Origin of the sequence: Pseudomonas sp. WC1 (genome assembly GCF_050586565.1) — a bacterium.
GTDB lineage: Bacteria > Pseudomonadota > Gammaproteobacteria > Pseudomonadales > Pseudomonadaceae > Aquipseudomonas.
Genome location: NZ_JBOBDQ010000007.1, coordinates 41,518 through 62,376 on the forward strand (window position 1 = coordinate 41,518; position 20,859 = coordinate 62,376).

Here is a 20,859-nt window from a genome sequence, read left to right on the forward strand (position 1 = left end):
CGCAATACTGCACGGCCCTGCCCCTCGTTTCAAGCGTGCGGGTGAAATGTCATTCAGCGGCCTGCTCGAGGAAATCCACCGGAGGCACGAAGAACAACCCACCGGTAACGGCGCGGCTGTAGTCCAGCAGACGATCGTAGTTGCCCGGCGGCTTGCCGACAAACATGTTTTCGAGCATCTGCTCGATCGGCGCGGGCGACCGTGCGTAACCGATGAAATAGGTACCGAACTCCCCGGCCCCGGGGCGGCCGAAGGGCATGTTGTCGCGCAGGATCTTGATCTCTTGCCCACCCTCTTCCAGGGTGGTCAGCGAACTGTGCGAGCAACTGGGCTTGCTCGCGGCATCCAGTTCGATGTCGGCCAGCTTGGTGCGCCCGATGATGCGCTCCTGCTCCTGGGTCGACAGCGCCTCCCAGCCGGCCATGTCATGCAGGTACTTCTGCACCAGCACATAGCTGCCGCCGGCAAACGCCGGGTCCTCGTCGCCTACCAGGGTGAAGCGCGCCACATCCCGCGGACCGGGGTTCTCGGTGCCATCGACGAAGCCGATGATGCTGCGCATGTCGAAATAGCGGAACCCCTGCACTTCATCGACCACCGTCACCGCCCCCGCCAGGCGCTTGACCAGCAATGCCGCCAGCTCGAAACACAGGTCCATGTGCTCGGCGCGGATATGCAGAAGCATGTCACCCGGTGTGGCAAGCGCCTTGCGCGAACCACTGCCGCATTCCCGAAAGACATGCAGGCCGGCCGGTTGCGGCGCACCGAACAAACCCGCCCAGGCCACCGCGCCGAAGCCGATGACGCAAGACAAGTTACCGGCCGGCACCCGCTTGCCCACGGAACGCACCAGGCCGCCAAGGTCGGCGCACAGCGCCCGCACAGCGGCCACAGGTTGCTCTCCCGGATTGAGCGTGGCCACCAGAAACATCGCACTACGGGTGATCGGGCTGTCGACAGCCTGCGGCTCGATCTCGACTGTATTCACCAAGGCTTCCTCTCACGCAGGGTTTGATCGCTTGTGGTATAGCACAGCGCGGCTGAACAACCGCACCTCATAGATGCGCTCTATCAACTCATCCAGCCTATCGATTTGACCGCGTCAAATTGCCTCAGATAACGTGCCGCCCGCTTCGAAGTTGCCTGTTCCCTCCACCACGAGCCGAACCGCGCTGGCCTCGTCCCATAGTTACCAGATCCGCCCAATGGTACCGCCGTTATCCTTGCGTTCGAGTTGTTGAAATGTCTGTGAATACCCCCTCCCGGATCACCGAGCTGGTCATCGAAGCCGGCACCCGCAAAGCCCACCTGCCCACCCGCGCCACCTTGATTCTCGGCTTCCTGGCCGGCGCATTCATTTCCCTGGGCTTTCTGCTGGCGATCCACGTCAGCACCATGATTCCCCCGCAGTGGGCCTCGTTCGGCACACTGCTCGGCGCCGCGGTGTTTCCCATCGGCCTGATCCTGGTGATCCTGGCCGGTGGCGAACTGCTCACCGGCAACATGATGAGCCTGCCCCTGGCGATGTTCGCCGGGCGTATCCGCCTGCGGGCGGTGGCGCGCAACTGGACCCTGGTGACCCTGGCCAACCTGCTGGGTGCGCTGTTCGTCGCCTACTGCTTCGGCCATCTGCTGGGGCTGACCGAGGGCGCGTATCTGGGCAAGACCCTGGCCGGCGCCACCAGCAAGGTCAGCGCCGACTTCCTGCACGCGTTCGTCTCCGGTATCGGCTGCAACTGGCTGGTATGCCTGGCGGTGTGGCTGTCCTACGCCAGCCGCGAGATGAGCGGCAAGATCCTCGGCATCTGGTTCCCGATCATGGCCTTCGTCGCCATCGGCTTCCAGCATGTGGTGGCCAACATGTTCCTGATCCCGGCGGCGATCTTCGCCGGCTACCTGAGCTGGGGGCAGTTGGCGGAGAACCTGGCGGCGGTGTTCCTGGGCAACGCCGTGGGTGGGGCGATCTTTGTCGGCCTGGCCTACTACGTGTCGTTCGGCGTGCCTGCGCAGGAACAAGGCGCATTGCATTGATGCCACCCCACCGAAGCGGTGGGGTGTTTTTCGTCGATGTCCTGGTTGCGTGCGAGCTCAGCTGTCCTTGCCCAGCACATAGCGGTCGAAGTGCTGGATATGCTCGTCAAGGTTGTCTTCGAGCATCATCCGGTACTGCTCGCTGAAGTACTTCAGCAACTCCTCGCGCGCCGCAGCCATCTCCGCCGCGGACTTGAAACTGCGGGCCGCCATCCAGGCATTGAAGCGGCTGGCGGCGAAGGTCATCGAAGCGCTGACCTTGCCGAGGTCCTCGAGCTTTTCGATCTGCTGGTTGGCCAGTTCCACATGCGCATCGGCGCGGTCGTAGAAGGCCTGGTCGGTGGCTTGTGCCATGGAAATCTACCTATCGGAAAACGTTGGGCTCAGGCGGTCTTGGCCTGAACGGTGAACAGGCTGGCCCCCAGCGTCATGAACGACACGCCGAACAGGCGATTCATCAGGCGGGCGCGGCTTGGTGCCGCCAGCTTGCGCTTCAACGCCTGGGCCAGGAGGACATAGAAAGCATGGGCCAGGATCGAGCACAGGGCGAAGGTGCCGACCAGCAGCCCGAGCTGACTATCGGCGCCGTTGCCCGTGCCCATGAACTGCGGCAGGAAGGCGGCAAAGAACAGGATGGCTTTCGGGTTGGTCAACGCCACCGTCACGCCGTTGAGCATCAGCCGGCGGTTGCTGACCAGGGCCTTGACCGGTTGCTCGAGCTGGTCGAAGGCACTGCTGCGGCTTTTCCACTGCTTGACGCCGAGGTAGATCAGGTAGCTCGCGCCCACCACCTTGAGCAGCAGGAAGGCACTGGCCGAGGTCTGCAGCAGTACCCCGAGGCCCGCACTGGTGGCGGTGGACACCACCAGCAGCCCGAGCGCATTGCCCAGCGAACCGAGCATCGCCCGCCTCGGCCCGTGCGATAGCGAGTTGGACAACGCCATGATGACACCCGGGCCTGGCGACAAGGTCACCACCATCGAGACAACGACAAATCCGAACCAATCGTGCAGCGACATCCTTGTACATCCTCGGGCCGATTACATGAGGCGGCGACTGTAACAGAATGCCGCCCCGCTCCGGAATTGGCGCTGCGCCTGATAGCCCCCCCCTGCTACATCAAGCCTGAGAATCCGCCAGCACCGTCCCCACCGGACGTTCTTGCGTCGGTGCACGGTTGCAGGCCACGAAGTCCTCCTGGCGCAGCACCACCAGCGCCAGCAGCGACGCCACGCCGGTGCCCACGTAGAAGTACCACGGCGCGGTGATATCCCCGGTCACCTTGATCAGCCAGGTGGAGATCAGCGGCGCGCTGCCGCCGAACACCGCCACCGGGATGTTGTAGGCCATGGCGATGCCGGTGGAGCGGATGCGCGTCGGCAGCAGCTCGCTCATCAGCGCGTAGGTCGACGACGCATACAGCCCGAACAGGATCGCCACCGCCATCAGCGGCCAGAACAGAGTGGCCGGTGTGGCGCCCGGCGCGGTCTTGAAGAACCAGTACATGGCCAGGGTCGCCAACGTGCCGATCACCATCAGGAACGGCTTGCGCCCGTAGCGGTCGGTGAAGGCGCCGCCGAAAGGCATCACCAGCGCCGCCGACAGGCTGGCGACAAACACATAGAGCAAGGTGGTGCCGCTGTCGAACTTCAGCGTGTTGGACATGTAGGTCGAGGCGAAGGTCAGCACCAGGTAGAAGATCGAGCTGTGCAAGGTGATGATGAAGAACACCAGGGCAATCGAACGCTTCCACTGCCACACCTCGCGCAGCGGCGCCTTGGAGGTCTGCCCGGCTTCCACCAGGGCGAGGAACTCCGGGCTGTCCTCGAGCTTCAGGCGGATATACAACGAGATGAAACCCAGGGGCCCGGCGATCAGGAACGGGATCCGCCAGCCCCATTCCTGCATCAGCTCGGCGCCCAGGGCCCAGGTCATGCCATTGGCCACCGCACCGCCCAGCAGCAGGCCGAGCACCGCGGTGACCATCAGCCAGCAGGTGGCGAAACCCCGACGGCCGGGGCCGGCGTATTCGGAGATGAAGCTGGTGATGGTGCCAATCTCGCCCCCGGCGGAGAAGCCCTGTACACAGCGGATCAGCACCAGCAGCACCGGCGCGGCGATGCCGATGCTGGCGTAGGTCGGCAGCAGGCCGAGCAGGAAGGTGGAGCCGGCCATCATCACCAGCACCGTGATCAGCGTGCGGCGGCGGCCGATCTTGTCCGCCAGCGGGCCGAAGAACAGCCCGCCCAAGGGCCGGATGAAGAAGCTCAGGGCAAAGGCCGCGAAGCTCGCCAGCAAGCTGCTGGTAGGGTCGTCGGAAACAAAGAAGGCCTTGCCGATATACAAGGCCAGAAAGCCGTAGACGCCGTAGTCGTACCACTCGATCAGATGGCCGGTGGTGGCGCCGATGAAAGCCCGGCGCCGCTGGCGCTGGGTGTTGGCGGGTGACATGCCCATGCGGGTAACTCCTGTCGTGTCGCTTTCCATGAAATGTCGCGGCTCAAGCGCTGCCGAACGACCCGTCCGGGTCCTGCAGCCATTGGCGCAACTGGGTCTTGAGAATCTTGCCATAGCTGTTTTTCGGCAGCTCGGCGCAGAACAGGTACTTCTTCGGTTTCTTGAACGAGGCCATGCGCGCCAGGAACCACTCATTGAGGGTCCGCGCATCGAGGCTGCCTGCCGTGCGCGGCACAACGAAGGCCACCACCGACTCGCCCCACTCGGCGTCGGCTTCGCCCACCACGCAGGCCTCGAACACTTCGGGGTGCTGGATCAGCACTTCCTCGACCTCGCGGGGATAGATGTTGCTGCCCCCGGAAATGATCACGTCCTTGCTGCGGTCGGTCAGCGACAGGTAGCCCTGGCCGTCGAGAAAGCCGATATCGCCGGTGTGCAGCCAGCCGTCCACCAGGGCCGCCGCGGTGGCCTGGGGATTTTCCCAGTAACCCTGCATCACCACCGAGCCGCGCACGACGATCTCCCCTGCCTCGCCAGCCGCCGTCTCCCGGCCCGCGCCATCGACCACGCGCACCTCCACGCAGGCCTGGGCCCGACCAACGGAAGCGGCGATGGCCGGCCAGCCCGGGTTGCCACGGTCGGCGATGGCCTCGCGGGACAATGCGCTGATGGTCATCGGGCATTCGCCCTGGCCGTAGATCTGCACCAGACGCGGGCCGAAGGTATCCAGGGCATCCACCAGGTCCGCCAGGTACATCGGGCCGCCGCCGTAGACGATGGTCTTGATGCCTTCGCCGGCATAGCCTTGCTGGCGCGCCTGCTCGACCATGCGCTTGACCATGGTCGGCGCGGCGAACAGGCTGACCTGCCCGAGCGATCGCGCCAGGGTGAACAGCTCCGTCGCCTGGAAGCCCCGGGACAGGGGCACCACGTGCCGGGCGCCGCAACGCACGTGGATTAAGTTGTACAGCCCCGCGCCGTGGGACATCGGCGCGGCATAGACCACGGCGTCTTCGGCGGCTACCGGGTCGACGTCCAGCGGGTAGCACAGCGACATGGCCACCAGGTTGCCATGGGACAGCATTACGCCCTTGGAACGCCCGGTGGTGCCGGAGGTGTAGAACAGCCAGGCCAAGTCACAGTCCTGGCGTGGGTACGGCGCCTGCAGCTCATCGCCGGCCGACAGCCCCGGCATGCGCTGGACAGGCGCGGCCAGCTCGCGGCAGCCGTTCGGCAATGCCAGGTCGGCGAACAGCTGGCCCTCGTCGGTGAAGATCAGCCGCGCCCCGGCATTGCCGGCGATCCACGCGGCTTCCAGGGCGTGCAGCTTGTGGTTGATCGGCACCGCCACCGCACCGCACCACCAGATCGCGTAGAGCAGTTGCAGGTAGTCGCAGCTGTTCTTCATCAACAGCGCCACCCGCTCGCCCGGTTCGATGCCGTGCACGTGACGCAGCTCCAGTGCCCGTGTCCGCACCTGGGTGGCAAACATCCGGTAGTCGGCGATCTGCCGCGTCCCCTCGAACAACGCCGGCCGCTCAGGCCAACGCTGGGCCGCGTCCTGCAACCAATGGGCGATGTTCATGCCTCAGACCCTGACGGCTTGCAGCACGCTGGCGTAGTTGGCTACCGCCATGCCGCCCATGTTGAACAGCAGGCCGAACTCGGCGTTGGGCACGCCCAGGCCGATGGGCTTGCCGGTCAGCTGGGCGAAACCCAGGGCATGCATCGACACCCCGGTGGCCCCCACCGGATGCCCCTTGGCCTTGAGCCCGCCGGACAGGTTAACCGGCAAGCGCCCACCCTGGCGCACGATGCCGTCGTCCAGGGCGCGGTGCCCCTCGCCACGCGGCGCCAGGCCCATGGCTTCGTAGATCAGCAGTTCGGCGATGGTGAAGCAGTCGTGCACCTCGGCGAAACTCAGGTCGTTGAGGGTCACCCCCGCCTCGCGCAGCGCCCCGTGGATGGCCCGCTGCGGCCCCTCGAAGGCCAGCATGTCGCGGCGCGACAACGGCAGGAAGTCATTGACCTGGACCATCGAGCGGATCGCCACCTGGCGCCGCATCGATCGGGCGCGGGCGGGCGAAGCCAGGATGATCGCCGCAGCACCATCGCTGATCAGCGAGCAGTCGGTCAGGCGCAGGGGCGCCGCGATCAGCGGGTTGCTCGGCGACACCTGGTTGCAGTGCTCGAAGTCCATCACCCGGTGCATCTGCGCCAGCGGGTTGGCCATGGCATTGGCGTGGTTCTTCACCGCGATCGCCGCCATCGATGCCAGTGGGCTGTGGTAGCGCTCGGTGTATTGCTGGGCAACCTGGCCGAACAGCTGGGCAAAACTCAGGCCGGCCTCCTGCAAGGCGTTCTGGTAACCGGCGCCGGCCAGCGCCCGGGTGACCTCGACCGTGCTGTTGCCAGTCATCTTCTCCGCACCGACTACCAGCACCAGCTCGGCGGCGCCGCTGCGGATCGCGTTGATCCCGGCCTGGATCGCCGCCGAGCCCGAGGCGCAGGCGTTCTCACAGCGGGTGGCGGGCTTGAAGCGCAGTTGCGGGTCGGCCTGTAACATCAGCGAGGCGGGGAAGCCGTCGGCCACCAGGCCCGAGTTGAAGTGGCCGAGAAACAGCGCGTCGATCTCGGCGGCGTCGATACCTGCATCCTGCAAGGCATCGCGGGTGACCTGGACGATCAGGTCCTCGAGGTTCAGGCCATCCAGGCGACCGAAAGGGCTGTGCGCGGCGGCGACGATGGCGATGGAATCTTGGAACATGGTGTTTTCTTCTGTCCTTGAAGCGGGTATTGCATACAATGTGGCAGCACCCGAATCCCACGCTAGTTGGGGCAACTACGTACACGAGTAAGTAGTGATGCTTACGGGACATGACCCCAAGCACCGAGGCAGGAAGCCTGATGACCGTACCCACCCACGCCTCCCCGGACCTCGAGCGCCTGGCGTTCCAGGTGTCACCCGCGCCGCAACTGATCACCGGCCACCGGCGCATGCTCGACTGCAACGAGGCCTTTGCCCGGCTGTTCGGCTACACCCGCGAGGAGCTGCGCGGGCACCTGACCCTGCTGCTCTACCCTTCCCAGGCCGACTACCAGAGCATTGGCGAGCGCAGCGAGCACTGGCTGCGCAACGGTCTGGGCGCCTTCTATTCGGACGAGCGTTTCATGCAGCACCGCAACGGCGAGGTGTTCTGGGCCCGGGCCCAGGGCTTTACGCTAACGGCAGAGGATCCGTTCAAGCTGATGATCTGGCATTTCGAACGGCTCGACCGGCAGCCGGCACCCGCGGTGCAACTGACGCCGCGTGAACGGCAGATTTCGTCGCATATCGTGAACGGGCTGACCTGCAAGGAAGTGGCGCGGCAGCTGGGGATATCGCATCGGACGGTGGAAGTGCATCGGGCGCGGTTGATGAAGAAGTTGCAGGCGAAGAACAGTGCGGAGTTGGTATCGAGGATAATTTTCATCAGTTGAGCTGGATGCGACAGGCCGGCCGGACCTTGCAATCCCCCCGCCACCCCGAGACAATGCGAGCAATTACCATTTACACCTTGGATCCCGCTCTATGTCGACGCTCGACCGCTCGGCGCTTCACCAGCTGTACTGCGAAAACAACGGCTGGCTGAAAAGCTGGCTGCGCGCACGCCTGGGCAATGCCGCCGATGCGTCCGACCTGGCCCACGACACCTTCCTGCGGGTGATGACTGCCCGCAACCAAGGCCCCATTCGCGAGGCGCGCAGCTACCTCAGCGCCATTGCCCGCGCGCTGCTGATCGACAAAGTCAGGCGCCGCGCCATCGAGCAGGCCTACCTGCAGGCCCTGGCCCTGCGCCCGGAGCCGGTCGAAGTGTCGCCGGAGACGCGCCTGTCGATCATCGAAATGCTGGTAGCGGTCGATGTACTGCTCGATGAACTGGGCCCCAGGACCCGTGACATCTTCCTCGCGGTGCAACTGGAAGGGCTGACCTACGCGGCGGTCGCCGAACGCTTCGATGTATCGATCACCACAGTCAAGAACCACCTGATCCGGGCCATGACCCGCTGCCTGCTGGTGGTCGACAATTGAGGGCCGGCCAGTGGACCTGAAAACCCTCGAGGCGGCCGCGACCTGGTACGTGCAACTCAATGACGGTGATGCCGACATAGCACGGACCCAGGCCTGGCGGGCTTGGCTGGCCGCAAGCCCCGCGCATGCCGAAGCCTGGTCGCGGGTGGAGAAACTCCAACACCAGTGGTCAACGGTGCCGCGCCAGGCTGCGCTGTCAGGCCTGGGCGCGGCCCAGGCGCAGCGCCGCGAGGTGCTCAAGGTGCTGGGCCTGCTACTGGCCGTCGGTGGCGGTACCTGGTTGGCCAGCGAGCAGGTGCCCTATCGCGCCCTGCTCGCCCAGCAGCGCACCGGCAGCAGTGAACGGCGCTCGCTGCGCCTGGACGACGGTTCGCAGCTGGAGCTGAACGTCGACACCGCCCTCGACGTGCGCTTCGACGCCCAGGTGCGGGCGATCCAGTTGTATCGCGGCGAGATCCTGATCAGCACCGCCAGCGACGCCGCCCGCCGCCCGTTCATCGTGCACACCGACAACGGCAGCGTGCGTGCGCTGGGCACGCAGTTCAGCGTGCGCCAAACAGCGCAGCAGACACAGGTCGGCGTATTGCAGTCCGCCGTCGAGATACGCCCGCAACGCCACCTCGACCAGGTGTTGCGCCTGGACGCCGGCCAACAGGCCGGCTTTGACCGCGACGCGATCGGCCGCGCACAAGCCCTGCCCGCCGATTCCGCGGCCTGGGTGCAGGGCATGCTCAGCGTGAACGACTGGCGCCTGGGCGATTTCATCGCCGAACTGGGCCGCTACCGTCCCGGCGTGCTGCGTTGCGCGCCGTCCGTCCAAGGCATGCGCATTTCTGGCTCGTTCGCCATCGATGACACCGATATCGCCTTGGCGAACCTGCCGAAATCCCTGCCCGTGAGGGTGCGGTACCTGAGCCGTTACTGGGTCAACGTCGAACCTGCCTGAGCCCGGTGCAAAAAAATTTTCCGCAATCTTGCTGATTTCGATTCTCGTCCGTCCATGACACAAGCCGCGACGACAGCGACTTTCCGCCATGACACGCAAGGATCACCCAATGCCCCTGCTCCAGCCCAGCACCCGCCTGCGCCACGCCATCCACCGGTTCACCCTCGGCCTGTCCCTCGCCACCGCGCCTGGCCTGATGTTCGCGCCGGTCGACGCCCTGGCCGTCAGCCAGACCGCCTACCACATCGCAGCCGGCCCCCTGGGCAACGCCATCAGCCAGTTCGGCGTGCAGGCGGGGGTGACCATTTCGTTCGACACCGAGCAGACCCGCCATCTCTCCACCCCTGGGCTCGACGGCAGCTACAGCGTCGAGGAAGGCCTGCTGCGCCTGCTCGGCAGCAGCGGGCTGCAAGCCCAGCGGCAGGGCAATGGCGGCTATGTGCTGGTCCCGGCTGACAATGGCCCCGCGATCGAGCTGGGACCGTTGACCATCGACGCCAACCGCCTCGACGCCACCAGCGAGGGCACCCAGTCCTATGCAGCGCGGGCGGTGACCATCGGCAAAGGCGTGCATACGCTCAAGGAGACACCGCAGTCGGTCACGGTCATGACCCGCAAGATGCTCGACGACCAGAACCTCAACACCCTGGAACAGGTGCTCGACAAGACCCCCGGCATCACCGTCTACGACTCGCCCATGGGCGGCAAGTACTTCTACTCGCGCGGTTTCAACCTCGACGGCCAGTACCAGTACGACGGTGTGCCGCTGGACGTGGGCGGCAACTATGTCCAGGCCAACAGCTTCTCCAGCGACATGGCCTTCTACGACCGGGTCGAGATCCTCAAGGGCGCGGCCGGCATGATGAAAGGTTCCGGCTCATCGGCAGGCGGCGTCAACTTCGTGCGCAAACGTGGACAGGACAAGGCCCAGACCACACTGACCCTGTCCGCCGGCACCTGGGACAACTATCGCGGCCAGGTGGACGTTGGCGGCCCGCTGAACGAATCGGGTACCGTGCGCGGCCGCGCCGTGGCCACCCTGCAGGATCGCCAGTACTTCTACGACAATGCCAAGCGCCAGGACCAGGTGCTGTACGGTGCCCTGGACTGGGACGTGACGCCTGACACCACCCTGGGCGTCGGCCTGGCCTATGAAGACATCGATGCCTCGCCCTGCTACACCGGCCTGCCCCGCTATGCCGATGGCAGCGACCTGAAGCTGTCGCGCTCCACCTGCCTGGGTGCCAGCTGGAACGACCTGCAAAGCCAGCGCATCACCGGTTTCGCCGATCTCAAGCATCGCTTCAATGACGACTGGACGCTCAACTTCGCCTCGGTCTACACCCACAACAACCAGAACCTCGAGTACGGCTACTCCGAAGGCGCGGTACCGGTCGGCGCCAGCAGTGCCGGTATCCGCCGCCATGTCGGGCGTTTCGACTACGACCAGGACGACTACGGCTTCGATAGCTACGTCGACGGCAAGTTCGAGGCATTCGGTCTCGAGCACGAGTTGATCGTCGGCGCCAACGCCAGCCGCCAGAAGACCCACGATTACTTCGCGCTGATGCCGCTCAACGGTACCCAGAACCCCTTCGACCCGTCACCGGCCTTTCCACACCCCTCCAAGGACGAGTTTCTGGCCAACCCCAGCCGTGGCGGCAGCGAACCCACCGACTCAACCACCACCCAGTACGGCACCTATGCCACCCTGCGCCTGAAGCTGGCCGAGCCGCTGACCCTGGTGCTCGGCACGCGGGTTAGCTGGTACCGCAACAAAAGCGATTCCTACACCCAGGCCTGGGACTACTGGGTGCACAACCGCAGCCAGGAAAACGGCCAGGTCACGCCTTTCGCCGCAGTGCTCTATGACCTCAATGATGAGTGGACTGCCTACGCCAGCTACGCGGACATTTTCCAGCCGCAGAGCAACCTGGTGAACGCCCAGGGCCAGGCCCTGCAACCGAAGACCGGCGCCAACTACGAGCTGGGCATCAAGGGTGAACTGTTCGGCGGCGCGCTCAACACCGCCTTCAACCTGTTCCGCACCATTGAAGAGCACCGCGCCGAAACCGACTTCGTCGACACCTGCAAGGGTTCGGGCGACCAGTACTGCTACACCGACAGCGGCAAGGTGCGCGCCCAAGGCTTCGAGGCCGAGGTCAGCGGCTCGCCCATCGAGCGCCTGCAACTGCTGGCGGGCTACACCTACACCCAGACCAAGTACCTGAACACCATCAACCCGACCGACCCGACCGAGCTCAACTTCACGTCCAGCTTCATCCCGCGACACATGCTCAAGGTCTGGGGCGACTACCAGCTCGCCGGCGCGCTTGACCGCTGGACCGTGGGGGCCGGGGTATCCAGCCAGAGCGAGAACTTCCGCCGCCAGGGCAACCTGAGCATCGAGCAAGCGGGCTACACGCTGTGGAGCGGCCGCGTGCAGTACCGCCTGGACGAACACTGGAGCCTGGCGCTGAACGGCAACAACCTGCTGGACAAGCGCTATTACGCCACCGTGGGTGCGACAGGCTGGGGCAACCACTACGGCGAGCCGCGCAACTTCATGTTGACGCTCAAGGGGAGTTTCTGATGGGTGCTGGGATGTAAGCTCCGGGCCTTTCCAGGTGTTCGCCGCAAAGGCTTCTGCGCCTATGAGATCGAGCGCCGCCCGCGCGGCGCATCGCTGGCAAGCCAGCTCCCACATCTGTTTCGGGCCAGTCTGTCCTGTGAAGTTGTCGCTGTTCGCCTTGGTGCATGTCTTGAGACAGGTGGGACGCCAGTGGTGCACACACAGAAACCGCGTCGTACCCACAAGGCGTACAGCCGCGGCGGCGCAGGCATAACTGGCCAGAAATAAATGTGGGAGCTGGCTTGCCAGCGATGCGCCGCGCGGGCGGCGCTCGATCTCATAGGCGCTGCAAGGGTTGCGGCGTACACCTGGAGGCCCTCACTCGATCACCTTGAGAAGGCTGCCCACAAGCACGCCAACGACTCATTGCCCGCGCTCTGCTCCCGGCTTGAGAAAGGTCACCACGGCGCTGGCAAACCGCTCCCGTTGATCGAGCATGACGAAATGAAAACTGTCATCGATCCGGGTGAAATGGATATCAGGTGTCGAAGCATAGGCCCGACGGAACGTTGCATCGACGCTGGATGCAGGTACGCCGTAAAAAGCATCGTATGCATACACGACCTCAACCGGAGCACTGATACGACCAAGTTCAGGACGCAAGTCAGTGACCATTAACTCATACACCGCGTCGGCCACAGTCTTGCGATCAGAACTGATCCCCGCAGAAATCAGCCCTGGTCTTACCGCCTCGGTTTTGGCGAGTCGGGCGATGGATGCACTCTGCATCGCTTCGTTCTGCTCCGGCGATGCTGCCAACAGCGAACTGCGCATCGCTGCAGCCTGCACGGTAGCGGTTTCGCTGGTGGCGGAAGGATCGATCAGCAACGTATAGAACGGCAACGCATCGACGATCATCAAGCGACCGACCTGATCGGGATGGCGAGCCCCCAGCATGAGTGCAACCTCTCCCCCCAGCGAGTGACCGATGATCACGGGTGCCTCGATATGCTGGGTGCGGATGTAATCAGCAATGGCCTCGGCCACTGGAGCGACCACTTTCCCTTCGCTATCGGACACCGCAGGCAAACCGGCGAAGCCTGCAAGCTGCACGAGGTGAAGGCGGTGGTTCTCGCGTAACCGAGTAGCAAGGTCAGCCCATACCTCGCGGGACGATGCCAGCCCCGGAATCAGGATCACATCCCTGCCCGCGCCTTCGACCTGGACCGAGATACGCTGCTGGTCAGCGCGCCCTGTTGACGGAGACGGAGGTTGGCTGGGTGACGCCGATAGCGACGGCGACATCAACGACAAGGTGGTCCCGATTGTCGCGAGGATCATTGCAATACGCATCGGATTCCCCTCCCTATGCGATGTGCTGTTTGTTTCATGGCCACTCCTTTGACTGATGAGGCACTATACGGGCTTGTCGCCACGATAGGAGGTGTTGAGGACATTCGAGCACGGCCTGGGGGATGCGCTGCCCGCCCCAGCCCATCGGGCTCTGTTTCACACCTTCTTCAAAATCCCCATATGCGCATCATCCATCAATGCCTTGGCCATATCGCTCAGGTAATGCGAGGCCCAGACCAGCACCGGTTCGTTGTCCATCACGCCGATGAAAGACGCCCGACGGGCGCTGTCGAGCAGCACAGAGGCCTGCTCCATGGCGTGGTTCGCACAGTTGCCAGGCTCTACGCGGAACAGCCGCGTACCTTTGGTGGCACCTTCCAGGCAGGTGCAGGTGCCGACGGTCCAGCCGAGCTGGCCGTGGTCTGCAGGGGTTTCGTTGTCCATTTGCGAAATCCTCGGGTGTCTTTGATGTAGCGGGCTCGAAGACCCGGTCGCGTGCCGACCGGTTATGCATCAAATGCGTGGGAGCGGGCTTGCCCCGCGATGAGGCAAGTCCAGGTGATGACGGGAATCGCATCAGCAGTTTCACCGATCCGGGCGCCCACTCTCACCAGTCCGTGGCGCCTCTTTCAGTGCAAAGTGTATGACGGCGGTCGCGTACTCATGTGGAGCTGGGCAAGTGCCGACTCCAGCAATGTGCGGGTGGCGTCAAGCTCGTGCATCATCGTCAGCATCACGAGGGTGGCCGGTGATTTCGGCTGGTGATTGAACGATTGATGGGCGATGGCCAGCGCGCACATGACGTACTCGGTGGCCTGGACCAGGGTGTCTTCAAGGAGATGGGGGGATTCGGTGGACGGTGGTGGATCCGGGACGATCTTGAGCATAAGTACCTCGCAATGCATTAGTCAGACCGCCACCTTTTCACTTGCAGGTGAAAGGTGGCAGCTACGTGCAGGTCTGCAAGACCGGGGCATTACGAGGCGAAAACCCGGCTGACCAAAAGGTCACCCGCACGTAGCCACCATAAAGCGAGACCCACGACTCAACGCCGAGGCTCATGGTGAGCACCATCGTAATACCGCGCAGGCTTGCAGACCTGGTCGTTGATTTGGCAACGACCCAGCGAGACTAGCCGCCACTTCGAGGGCGCAACAGTGGCCAAAGCATGCTTCGGAAACGGACTACTCGAAATAGGGAAAATCTTATTCATGCCTGTAGGACGGGCTATGAGCGTGCTCCCCTACCCCATTACTATTGCGGCAGTTTCGCGATCACCTTGATCTCGAAATCGAAGCCGGAAAGCCAGGTCACGCCGATAGCGGTCACCGTGGGATAAGGCGCTTCGCCCCAATACTCGGCTGCCACCTCCCAAATGGTTTCGAATGTCGAGTCGGGGTCGACCATGAAGATGGTGGTATCAACCACATCCTCGAAACTACCACCGGCCTCGGCCAGGATCGCGTTGAGGTTGGCAAAGGCCAGGCGAACCTGCGCCGCGAGGTCAGGCTCGGCCGAACCATCCTTGCGGCTGCCGACCTGACCGGATACGAACAGAAAACCATTGGAGCGAATCGCCGGCGAGTAGCGGTGCAACTCGTACAAAGCATGGCGATCTGGCGGGAAAACGACATCACGTTTGCTGGACATTGCGTACCTCGTTCTGGGCCATCGCGGCCCGGTGTTTACGGTGAGGCCACTATAAAAAAGGCCACCTGCCTGGATAAACGGGCAGCGCTGGCCAGGACTGTTTGTATACTCCAAACAATCCAGGGGGCGAACGAGGCGTGGAATGGACCGATTCGATGCAATGCAGCCGTTTGCCCGGGTGGTGGAAACCGGCAGTTTCACCAAGGCGGCCGCCACCCTGCACATGAGCAAGACCACCGTGACGCAGCTCATTCAGCAGTTGGAAGCAAGGCTGCGCGTGCGCCTGCTCAACCGCACCACGCGCAAGGTCAATGTCACCGCCGACGGCGCGGCCTACTACGAACGCGTCGTCCGGTTACTGGCAGACATGGACGACGCCGAGACCAGCTTGTCCAGCGCGTCGATGGCGCCGCGCGGTCGGCTGCGGGTGGATGTACCCAGCCCGCTGGCGCGAATGCTGCTCATACCCGCCTTGCCGGGGTTCTTTGCACGTTATCCGGAAATCCAGCTGACGGTGGGCGTGAGCGATCGCATCGTCGACATCATTGGTGAAAACGTTGACTGCGTGGTGCGTGGCGGCGAGATCACCGACCAGTCCTTGGTGGCAAGGCATGTGGGCGATCTGAAACTTGGCATCTATGCCACGCCCGGCTATCTGCATAGCTTCGGGACGCCGGTTCACCCCCTTGAGCTGGAGGAAGGCCAGCACAAAACCGTCGGCTTTCTCTGGTTTCGTACAGGCAAAACTTTGCCCTACTCGATGCAACGTGGGGATGAACGCTTGGAGGTCCAGGCCCGCCCGCAACTGACAGTCGATGACGGCAATGCGTACCTTGCCGCCGGCCTGGCTGGCCTCGGGATGCTCTGGCTGCCGCAGTACATGGCCAAACCACACCTGATCAGCGGGGAGCTGCTGCCGCTGTTTGAGGACTGGCACATGTCGCCAATGCCGATGTACCTGGCCTTCCCGCCGAATCGCCATGTCAGCGCCAAGGTGCGGGTGTTTATCGACTGGATAATCGAATTGATGGCTGAGCATGCGCCGGTGATTGGCTGAAACAGGTACAAGGCCCCTCCAGGCTCCTACTCTCGACCCTCAAATCGTCGCCTGCTCAGGAACAGCCCTATGCCAAGCGGCACTGCAAGGGCAGACATCAATCCCAGGTCAAAGCCCTGCAGACGAGTTTGGCTCAGCGCAACGCAACCAATCAGTCCAGCAATGACCAATGCAACACCTAGCCACTTACGCAGCAAGTACGGTTTCATGAACCGCTCAAATAGAAAAGCCAGTGCAACGAAGATGACTGCCTGGGTAATTTCGGACATGTGCGTCGCCTCTCAAGCCCTGATGATCAGTGATTCGGCAGTGCGCTGCGGGCCGATCCCACCACTCACCTGAGCCTGAATGCTCACGACTACGTCGCCAGCATGGTAAGTGGGTAAGACGTCATTAACGTAAGAGCGCATGCCCATACCTACAGCAGTACCTACCGTCATCCCTGCTACTGGCCCGGCCAGATTGCCCACAGCACGGGCAGCCCCACCGAACGCGGAGAGCGCCAGGTTAACAATGCTAGAGTTTGCGAGCGACCTCGGGCTTTAGATTTCGAAGGCCGGTGCCAAATTCCTTTATCTTTGAAAGACCTTCAGCGATGATGCCATAATGAAATCACTGTAATGCGGAACGCCCTACCTCTGCTCGCAGAGCTGACCCTATCGTTTATGATGGAATCGAGAAATGGATATCAACACTCTAAAAGACTTGGCAAGCTCCTCATTTCTTGCAAGTAGCTACAGAGACTCTTATAAGTACAGCTCCTCAATAATCGAAGCCGATCCCACTGAGTCAGAGGCTTGGCTTATCAAAGGCCTATCTGCTGCAGCAATGATGGTTGATGACGACACCATTAAAGTTGAAGAAGTTCTCTTCAGCCTAGATCGGGGCTTAAAGAATCACACGCCAAGTTTTGGCATTGAAAACACTCAGTCGCTTATAGAAAACTGCTACGCAGACATCATCAAAAGCCTGGAAGCTAGTCACAAAGAAAAAATCATTGATCATCACAAAGTGCCAATGCCGGCCGGCGGCTCAGCAGTGCTCCACCGTTTAGCTCAGAAAGGATTTGCACGGTTATCTGCGAAGGGCTTCATCCCCAAGCGCATCGCAGCAATCAAGCTTCTGGAGAAATCGCTTTCATTAAATGAGAACGAAGCCTCCTTGAAGTCCATCATAGCTGCTGTAGACTCCTTCCACTCTCATTCATCAGAGTACATGGACTACTTAAAAGATGAGCCGGAAGCCACATCCTACCTGTCGCAACTGAGAACCTCGCTAATCTCAAAAGCAAATTCGGCTGGCATTCAAGTAAACACAGCACCACCTGCAAAATCAGGTTGCTTCATTGCAACAGCAGCCACAGGCAGCTATGACCATCCAAAGGTTCTAGTGCTGAGGTTGTTCAGGGATGAAATCCTTCAAAAGCACAAGCTCGGCCAGGGATTCATAGCCTATTACTACAGGGTCAGCCCTTCGATTGCTTCCAAGATTGAAAATAGCGAACTGAGAAAGAAGCTGGTTCTTGGTGCATTCATAACCCCTCTAGCCTTTGTGGTCACTTGGATTGTCAAGGCCACACAAACCCAAAAGCGATAAGATTAGAAGCTCGATGTTGCTGGGGGTGCGCCTCTCAGCAACTTCAAGCTTTGACATCAAATCAAGCAGTGATTTACTCAGTTGCCAGTCTGTCGGCGTTGTCCTCAATCGAGAAGTCATTGCCCATGATCCCCGACGCTTCAGTTCCCAAGGTAATAACCATAGTGATGGCGTCCGTTTGTGTACCATTCCGTCCCGGTACGCCGCTCGCTGTCGACTGCGTTATGGCCGATTCTTGCCTTTCGTGAAGGGCAGCTATGGGTCAAGAGCTGACGGCTGCGGGTGTCTGCTTTCGACCCACAGCTGCCGTTGAGGCCAAACAGTGGATACCACCGCCTACGCTGCAGGCTAATCGGCCAAGCATAGATGCAACTGCTCTCCAAGAATTTCAAACACCTGAACGATCCTGTTAGTTTTGCGCAGGTCGTCGTGCATTGCGATCCACACGTCTACCTCAAAGCCAAAATCGTGTGGCAGCACATGTATGAGGTCGTGCGATTTTGCTATTTGCGTCGGGCAGAGTCTGAAGCCTAAACCCGCTTTCAGAGCCGCCCGTTGCGTATCAACCCATACCCTTCTTCACAGAACCAATCCGAAATTCGCAGCCCTTCATACAATGCCGTTTTCCAAGAATTGGCGTCCCGCGCTTGGCATGATCGAAACTGAGCTTCCAAATGCTGCCGAATCCCTACAGGCCCGGCTGTGGCACCTATATTTTCGAGTCCGTAAGACATATCGGCCAGTTCGCTCGCGGCCTGCGCGACGTATAGTTCGGCTAAGCCCATCAAGGCGAAGTGGTTTCTGACGCGCGCTGTGAGTACTTCATCCCATGCTCTGGCAGCGCGAATATCAAATGACACAGTTGGAGGCGTAGAGGGTTGGATATCCGCAATCAGCCAGCGCTCATCGCCAAGGTCATCGAAGTAAGGATGTAGCGTCTGATCCTCCGCTCTCGCAGCAACGATGGCCAGCTTCCGCTTGTTACAGTCAGAGCAGGCTGGAATGAGGTTGGCAGGCGTAAGGTTAAGTGTGGGAAAACGAGACTGTGGCAGGTAATGGTCAACTGTCGCGACGATTCGATGGCCGCACATCGGGCAGAAGCCGAATTCAGGAGCCATCCTGATACGATCATAGAGTGTCCGAGAGGGCGACCCCGGACGTAAAAAATGGTTCTTGTAGATGACACCCATAAGTGCGGCATCAATCGCAGGGGTCACACCAGGGCTTGGGATTATTCGGTAGAGCTGGCCGGGCGGCCCAAGCTCCAGATACTCCGCTTCGCACCGCTGAATCGTCGGCAGTGCGTCAGTGAGAGCCTGGGCACGTTCAGCAATGGAAATACCCGCGACACAGGCCTGGACTGTATCAGCGACTTGCATGGCTGGCTGTTGGAGTTTTTTCATCCGTTACCCCTACCTGCGACCAAGCTCCTGGCCAACGCTTGCGCTTCAACCCCTAACTGCCCTCCAAAGTGATAATCAACACCTGCATAGGTTATGCCTGGCTTTTGAGCAACTGTGGCGACGAGCTTATGGAAGCCAGAGTGGGTGACTTCCAAGCCGAACACCTCCCGAGTCAGGACCCCTGCGCTCTCTCCGAATGTTTCAACGGAAGGTCTCTCAACCGCAGATTCAGCGCGTGACCTGCGCAGCATCCAAACGCAGCTTCGCGGAACTTCCTGCAAGACCACAGGTGAGTGAGTCGATAACAGAGCGACGCCATTCCTTGATACCAAAAGGTCAGCGACGGTGCGTATAAATGCGGCCAGCAACGGCGGATGCAGATGCCCCTCAGGCTCGTCTAAAACGACAAGGGTTTTCTCATCTACCAATTCGACAAGGCGCGTAGTCGTGAGCAGTACTATTGCATGGCCAGAGCTTAATTTCCCGAAAAAGCGAGTTGCTCGCTCCCTCCATTCAGAGCCGTCTTCGATCAATTGCTCAACACCTGTTTCGCGAAAGAGTGGATCCGTGGACAGCGTTTCGACGGCGGTGAGCCAACGCGAGCGACGAGGTTCTGTATGGCAGCGCTCAAGGCTGTTAACGCAGTCCTCAGCCAGATCAGCCGCGCTCTTCAGCACATCGAACACATTTCCTTGATCATCTTTTTTCTGCGACCGCAGTCCAACAAACGTCGCGGGTGTGCGCTGTTGCCCAATCGATGGCAGCTCAAACGAATCGAAAGCGCTGAAGGACACCGATACCAAACCTGAGAAGGTCCACTGTTCATGATTAGCGCCCAGCCGATGCAACATCCCTTTAGGTGCTCCTAGGGTATCCCGATCTAAAAGCGTGTTGATGATGCTTTGGATGCATCTCGTTTTGCCAACGCCATTGCGACCCACCAGGACGTGGAGGTTTGTCGGAGGCACGGCATCTGGAATAACTTGGAATTGCATTACAGCGGGCGGTAGCGGCGGTATGCCGTCCGCCCCCGCAGGTACTGGTGGGAACGTGTATTGGAACTCAAACCTTGTCAATTCGGCGTTTCCATGAGCAAGTCGATTTAGACGGTTTCGAACATTGGGCTCATGGATTGATCGCAGGACCGACTCAGACATGACCAACTCAGCCAGGTGCCGGTCAAGGATCTCAAGGCTGTAGGCACAGTCGCACAGCGCCCTTAAAATAATAGTACCCAGGCCATCGGGTAACGCTCGAAGGGTCGAGTAGTAGTCTTCGTCTTGGCCTAGGGAAAAAACTGGTGCTCATCCAGTTGAGTAAAGGAATTGGGGAGCCCTGGGGTCCGGCTGCCAGGTGGAATATCTACACCGCTAGGAGCGGGCAGCAAGCCTGCTTGGCCAATCTTGACGGACCCTACCCTGTGTCGAGTCGAGCGTCTATCAAACACGAACAGCGTGAACATTGTCCGAAACTTGAACCAGTCATCCCAATAATCGACGACCAGATAGGCGCAGTTCGTACCTTGCTGAGGTAGCTGCTGTCCAGCCTCCAATACAGTAAACATCCGTTTTTACCTCCTACAATTCACAGGCCTTGCGCCGATCCAGCGACGTGGGAAACGCCTTAAGCCACACATGCAAACCGGCCACTGGCTGACTGTCGTGAAGCAGCTCAAACCAGGGGTAACCGCTGCGCGAAGCATGCCAGGGGATGGGCCGCAGT

The 20,859-nt window shown here is 61.4% G+C and carries 20 protein-coding genes; 7 read left to right on the forward strand and 13 right to left on the reverse strand.

Annotation, left to right across the window (positions count from 1 at the left end):
* Positions 1 to 49: 49 nt before the first annotated feature.
* Positions 50 to 988: a Dyp-type peroxidase gene (locus ACQ4OD_RS04865; RefSeq protein ID WP_430943959.1), complete on the reverse strand. Its 939-nt coding sequence runs from the start codon at positions 986 to 988 to the stop codon at positions 50 to 52.
* A gap of 254 nt (positions 989 to 1,242) precedes the next feature.
* Here ACQ4OD_RS04865 and ACQ4OD_RS04870 point away from each other — a divergent pair, with 254 nt between their 5' ends.
* Positions 1,243 to 2,031, forward strand: a complete 789-nt coding sequence (locus ACQ4OD_RS04870; protein ID WP_111532299.1) for a formate/nitrite transporter family protein — start codon at positions 1,243 to 1,245, stop codon at positions 2,029 to 2,031.
* A 57-nt stretch (positions 2,032 to 2,088) separates the two neighbouring features.
* Here ACQ4OD_RS04870 and ACQ4OD_RS04875 read toward each other — a convergent pair whose 3' ends face one another.
* The 5 genes from ACQ4OD_RS04875 to ACQ4OD_RS04895 all read right to left on the reverse strand — a co-directional run bounded on the left by ACQ4OD_RS04875 (position 2,089) and on the right by ACQ4OD_RS04895 (position 7,255).
* Positions 2,089 to 2,385, reverse strand: coding sequence for a DUF3144 domain-containing protein (locus ACQ4OD_RS04875; protein WP_102682437.1), 297 nt, complete (start codon positions 2,383 to 2,385; stop codon positions 2,089 to 2,091).
* Between the two features lie 29 nt (positions 2,386 to 2,414).
* Complete coding sequence (locus ACQ4OD_RS04880; protein ID WP_110702217.1) at positions 2,415 to 3,050, reverse strand: LysE family translocator; 636 nt, start codon at positions 3,048 to 3,050, stop codon at positions 2,415 to 2,417.
* Positions 3,051 to 3,150: 100 nt separating this feature from the next.
* Positions 3,151 to 4,488, reverse strand: a complete 1,338-nt coding sequence (locus ACQ4OD_RS04885) for an MFS transporter (RefSeq protein ID WP_102682435.1) — start codon at positions 4,486 to 4,488, stop codon at positions 3,151 to 3,153.
* 43 nt (positions 4,489 to 4,531) lie between these two features.
* Positions 4,532 to 6,073: a class I adenylate-forming enzyme family protein gene (locus ACQ4OD_RS04890; protein ID WP_430943960.1), complete on the reverse strand. Its 1,542-nt coding sequence runs from the start codon at positions 6,071 to 6,073 to the stop codon at positions 4,532 to 4,534.
* Positions 6,074 to 6,076: 3 nt separating this feature from the next.
* A complete protein-coding gene (locus ACQ4OD_RS04895) occupies positions 6,077 to 7,255 on the reverse strand; it encodes an acetyl-CoA acetyltransferase (protein WP_139670498.1) in 1,179 nt (392 codons plus the stop codon).
* A gap of 140 nt (positions 7,256 to 7,395) precedes the next feature.
* On the opposite strand from ACQ4OD_RS04895, the gene ACQ4OD_RS04900 reads away from it, so the two are divergent.
* The 4 genes from ACQ4OD_RS04900 to ACQ4OD_RS04915 all read left to right on the forward strand — a co-directional run bounded on the left by ACQ4OD_RS04900 (position 7,396) and on the right by ACQ4OD_RS04915 (position 12,099).
* On the forward strand, positions 7,396 to 7,968 hold the full coding sequence (locus ACQ4OD_RS04900; protein ID WP_046855313.1) for a LuxR C-terminal-related transcriptional regulator: 573 nt from the start codon (positions 7,396 to 7,398) through the stop codon (positions 7,966 to 7,968).
* A gap of 91 nt (positions 7,969 to 8,059) precedes the next feature.
* Positions 8,060 to 8,560 carry a sigma-70 family RNA polymerase sigma factor gene (locus ACQ4OD_RS04905; RefSeq protein WP_139670496.1) on the forward strand — a complete coding sequence of 167 codons (501 nt, stop codon included), beginning with the start codon at positions 8,060 to 8,062 and terminating at the stop codon, positions 8,558 to 8,560.
* Between the two features lie 10 nt (positions 8,561 to 8,570).
* The gene (locus ACQ4OD_RS04910) at positions 8,571 to 9,506 is read left to right on the forward strand and encodes a FecR domain-containing protein (protein WP_198754238.1); all 936 of its coding nucleotides are present in this window, start codon (positions 8,571 to 8,573) and stop codon (positions 9,504 to 9,506) included.
* Positions 9,507 to 9,615: 109 nt separating this feature from the next.
* A complete protein-coding gene (locus ACQ4OD_RS04915; RefSeq protein ID WP_430943961.1) occupies positions 9,616 to 12,099 on the forward strand; it encodes a TonB-dependent siderophore receptor in 2,484 nt (827 codons plus the stop codon).
* Between the two features lie 402 nt (positions 12,100 to 12,501).
* Here the strand turns inward: ACQ4OD_RS04915 and ACQ4OD_RS04920 are convergent, their stop codons facing one another.
* The 4 genes from ACQ4OD_RS04920 to ACQ4OD_RS04935 all read right to left on the reverse strand — a co-directional run bounded on the left by ACQ4OD_RS04920 (position 12,502) and on the right by ACQ4OD_RS04935 (position 15,081).
* Positions 12,502 to 13,431: an alpha/beta fold hydrolase gene (locus ACQ4OD_RS04920; protein ID WP_110702236.1), complete on the reverse strand. Its 930-nt coding sequence runs from the start codon at positions 13,429 to 13,431 to the stop codon at positions 12,502 to 12,504.
* Positions 13,432 to 13,587: 156 nt separating this feature from the next.
* Positions 13,588 to 13,875: a DUF3077 domain-containing protein gene (locus ACQ4OD_RS04925; protein ID WP_198754240.1), complete on the reverse strand. Its 288-nt coding sequence runs from the start codon at positions 13,873 to 13,875 to the stop codon at positions 13,588 to 13,590.
* A 185-nt stretch (positions 13,876 to 14,060) separates the two neighbouring features.
* On the reverse strand, positions 14,061 to 14,318 hold the full coding sequence (locus ACQ4OD_RS04930) for a hypothetical protein (protein ID WP_139670490.1): 258 nt from the start codon (positions 14,316 to 14,318) through the stop codon (positions 14,061 to 14,063).
* Positions 14,319 to 14,685: 367 nt separating this feature from the next.
* Entirely contained in the window at positions 14,686 to 15,081 is a 396-nt protein-coding gene (locus tag ACQ4OD_RS04935; protein ID WP_104445248.1) for a RidA family protein, read from the reverse strand.
* Between the two features lie 142 nt (positions 15,082 to 15,223).
* Here ACQ4OD_RS04935 and ACQ4OD_RS04940 point away from each other — a divergent pair, with 142 nt between their 5' ends.
* Positions 15,224 to 16,138 (forward strand): LysR substrate-binding domain-containing protein, encoded by a 915-nt coding sequence (locus tag ACQ4OD_RS04940; protein WP_430943962.1) that lies wholly within the window; start codon positions 15,224 to 15,226, stop codon positions 16,136 to 16,138.
* 26 nt (positions 16,139 to 16,164) lie between these two features.
* Here the strand turns inward: ACQ4OD_RS04940 and ACQ4OD_RS04945 are convergent, their stop codons facing one another.
* Entirely contained in the window at positions 16,165 to 16,407 is a 243-nt protein-coding gene (locus tag ACQ4OD_RS04945; protein ID WP_046855303.1) for a hypothetical protein, read from the reverse strand.
* Positions 16,408 to 16,819: 412 nt separating this feature from the next.
* Between ACQ4OD_RS04945 and ACQ4OD_RS04950 the strand changes: the two genes are divergently transcribed.
* Entirely contained in the window at positions 16,820 to 17,734 is a 915-nt protein-coding gene (locus tag ACQ4OD_RS04950; RefSeq protein ID WP_430943963.1) for a CFI-box-CTERM domain-containing protein, read from the forward strand.
* A 542-nt stretch (positions 17,735 to 18,276) separates the two neighbouring features.
* Here the strand turns inward: ACQ4OD_RS04950 and ACQ4OD_RS04955 are convergent.
* Together ACQ4OD_RS04955 and ACQ4OD_RS04960 are read right to left on the reverse strand one after the other, a co-directional pair.
* Complete coding sequence (locus ACQ4OD_RS04955) at positions 18,277 to 19,137, reverse strand: HNH endonuclease (RefSeq protein WP_430943964.1); 861 nt, start codon at positions 19,135 to 19,137, stop codon at positions 18,277 to 18,279.
* A complete protein-coding gene (locus ACQ4OD_RS04960) occupies positions 19,134 to 20,294 on the reverse strand; it encodes an AAA family ATPase (RefSeq protein ID WP_430943965.1) in 1,161 nt (386 codons plus the stop codon). Before ACQ4OD_RS04960 ends, ACQ4OD_RS04955 begins: the two co-directional genes overlap by 4 nt.
* Between the last annotated feature and the right edge of the window lie 565 nt (positions 20,295 to 20,859).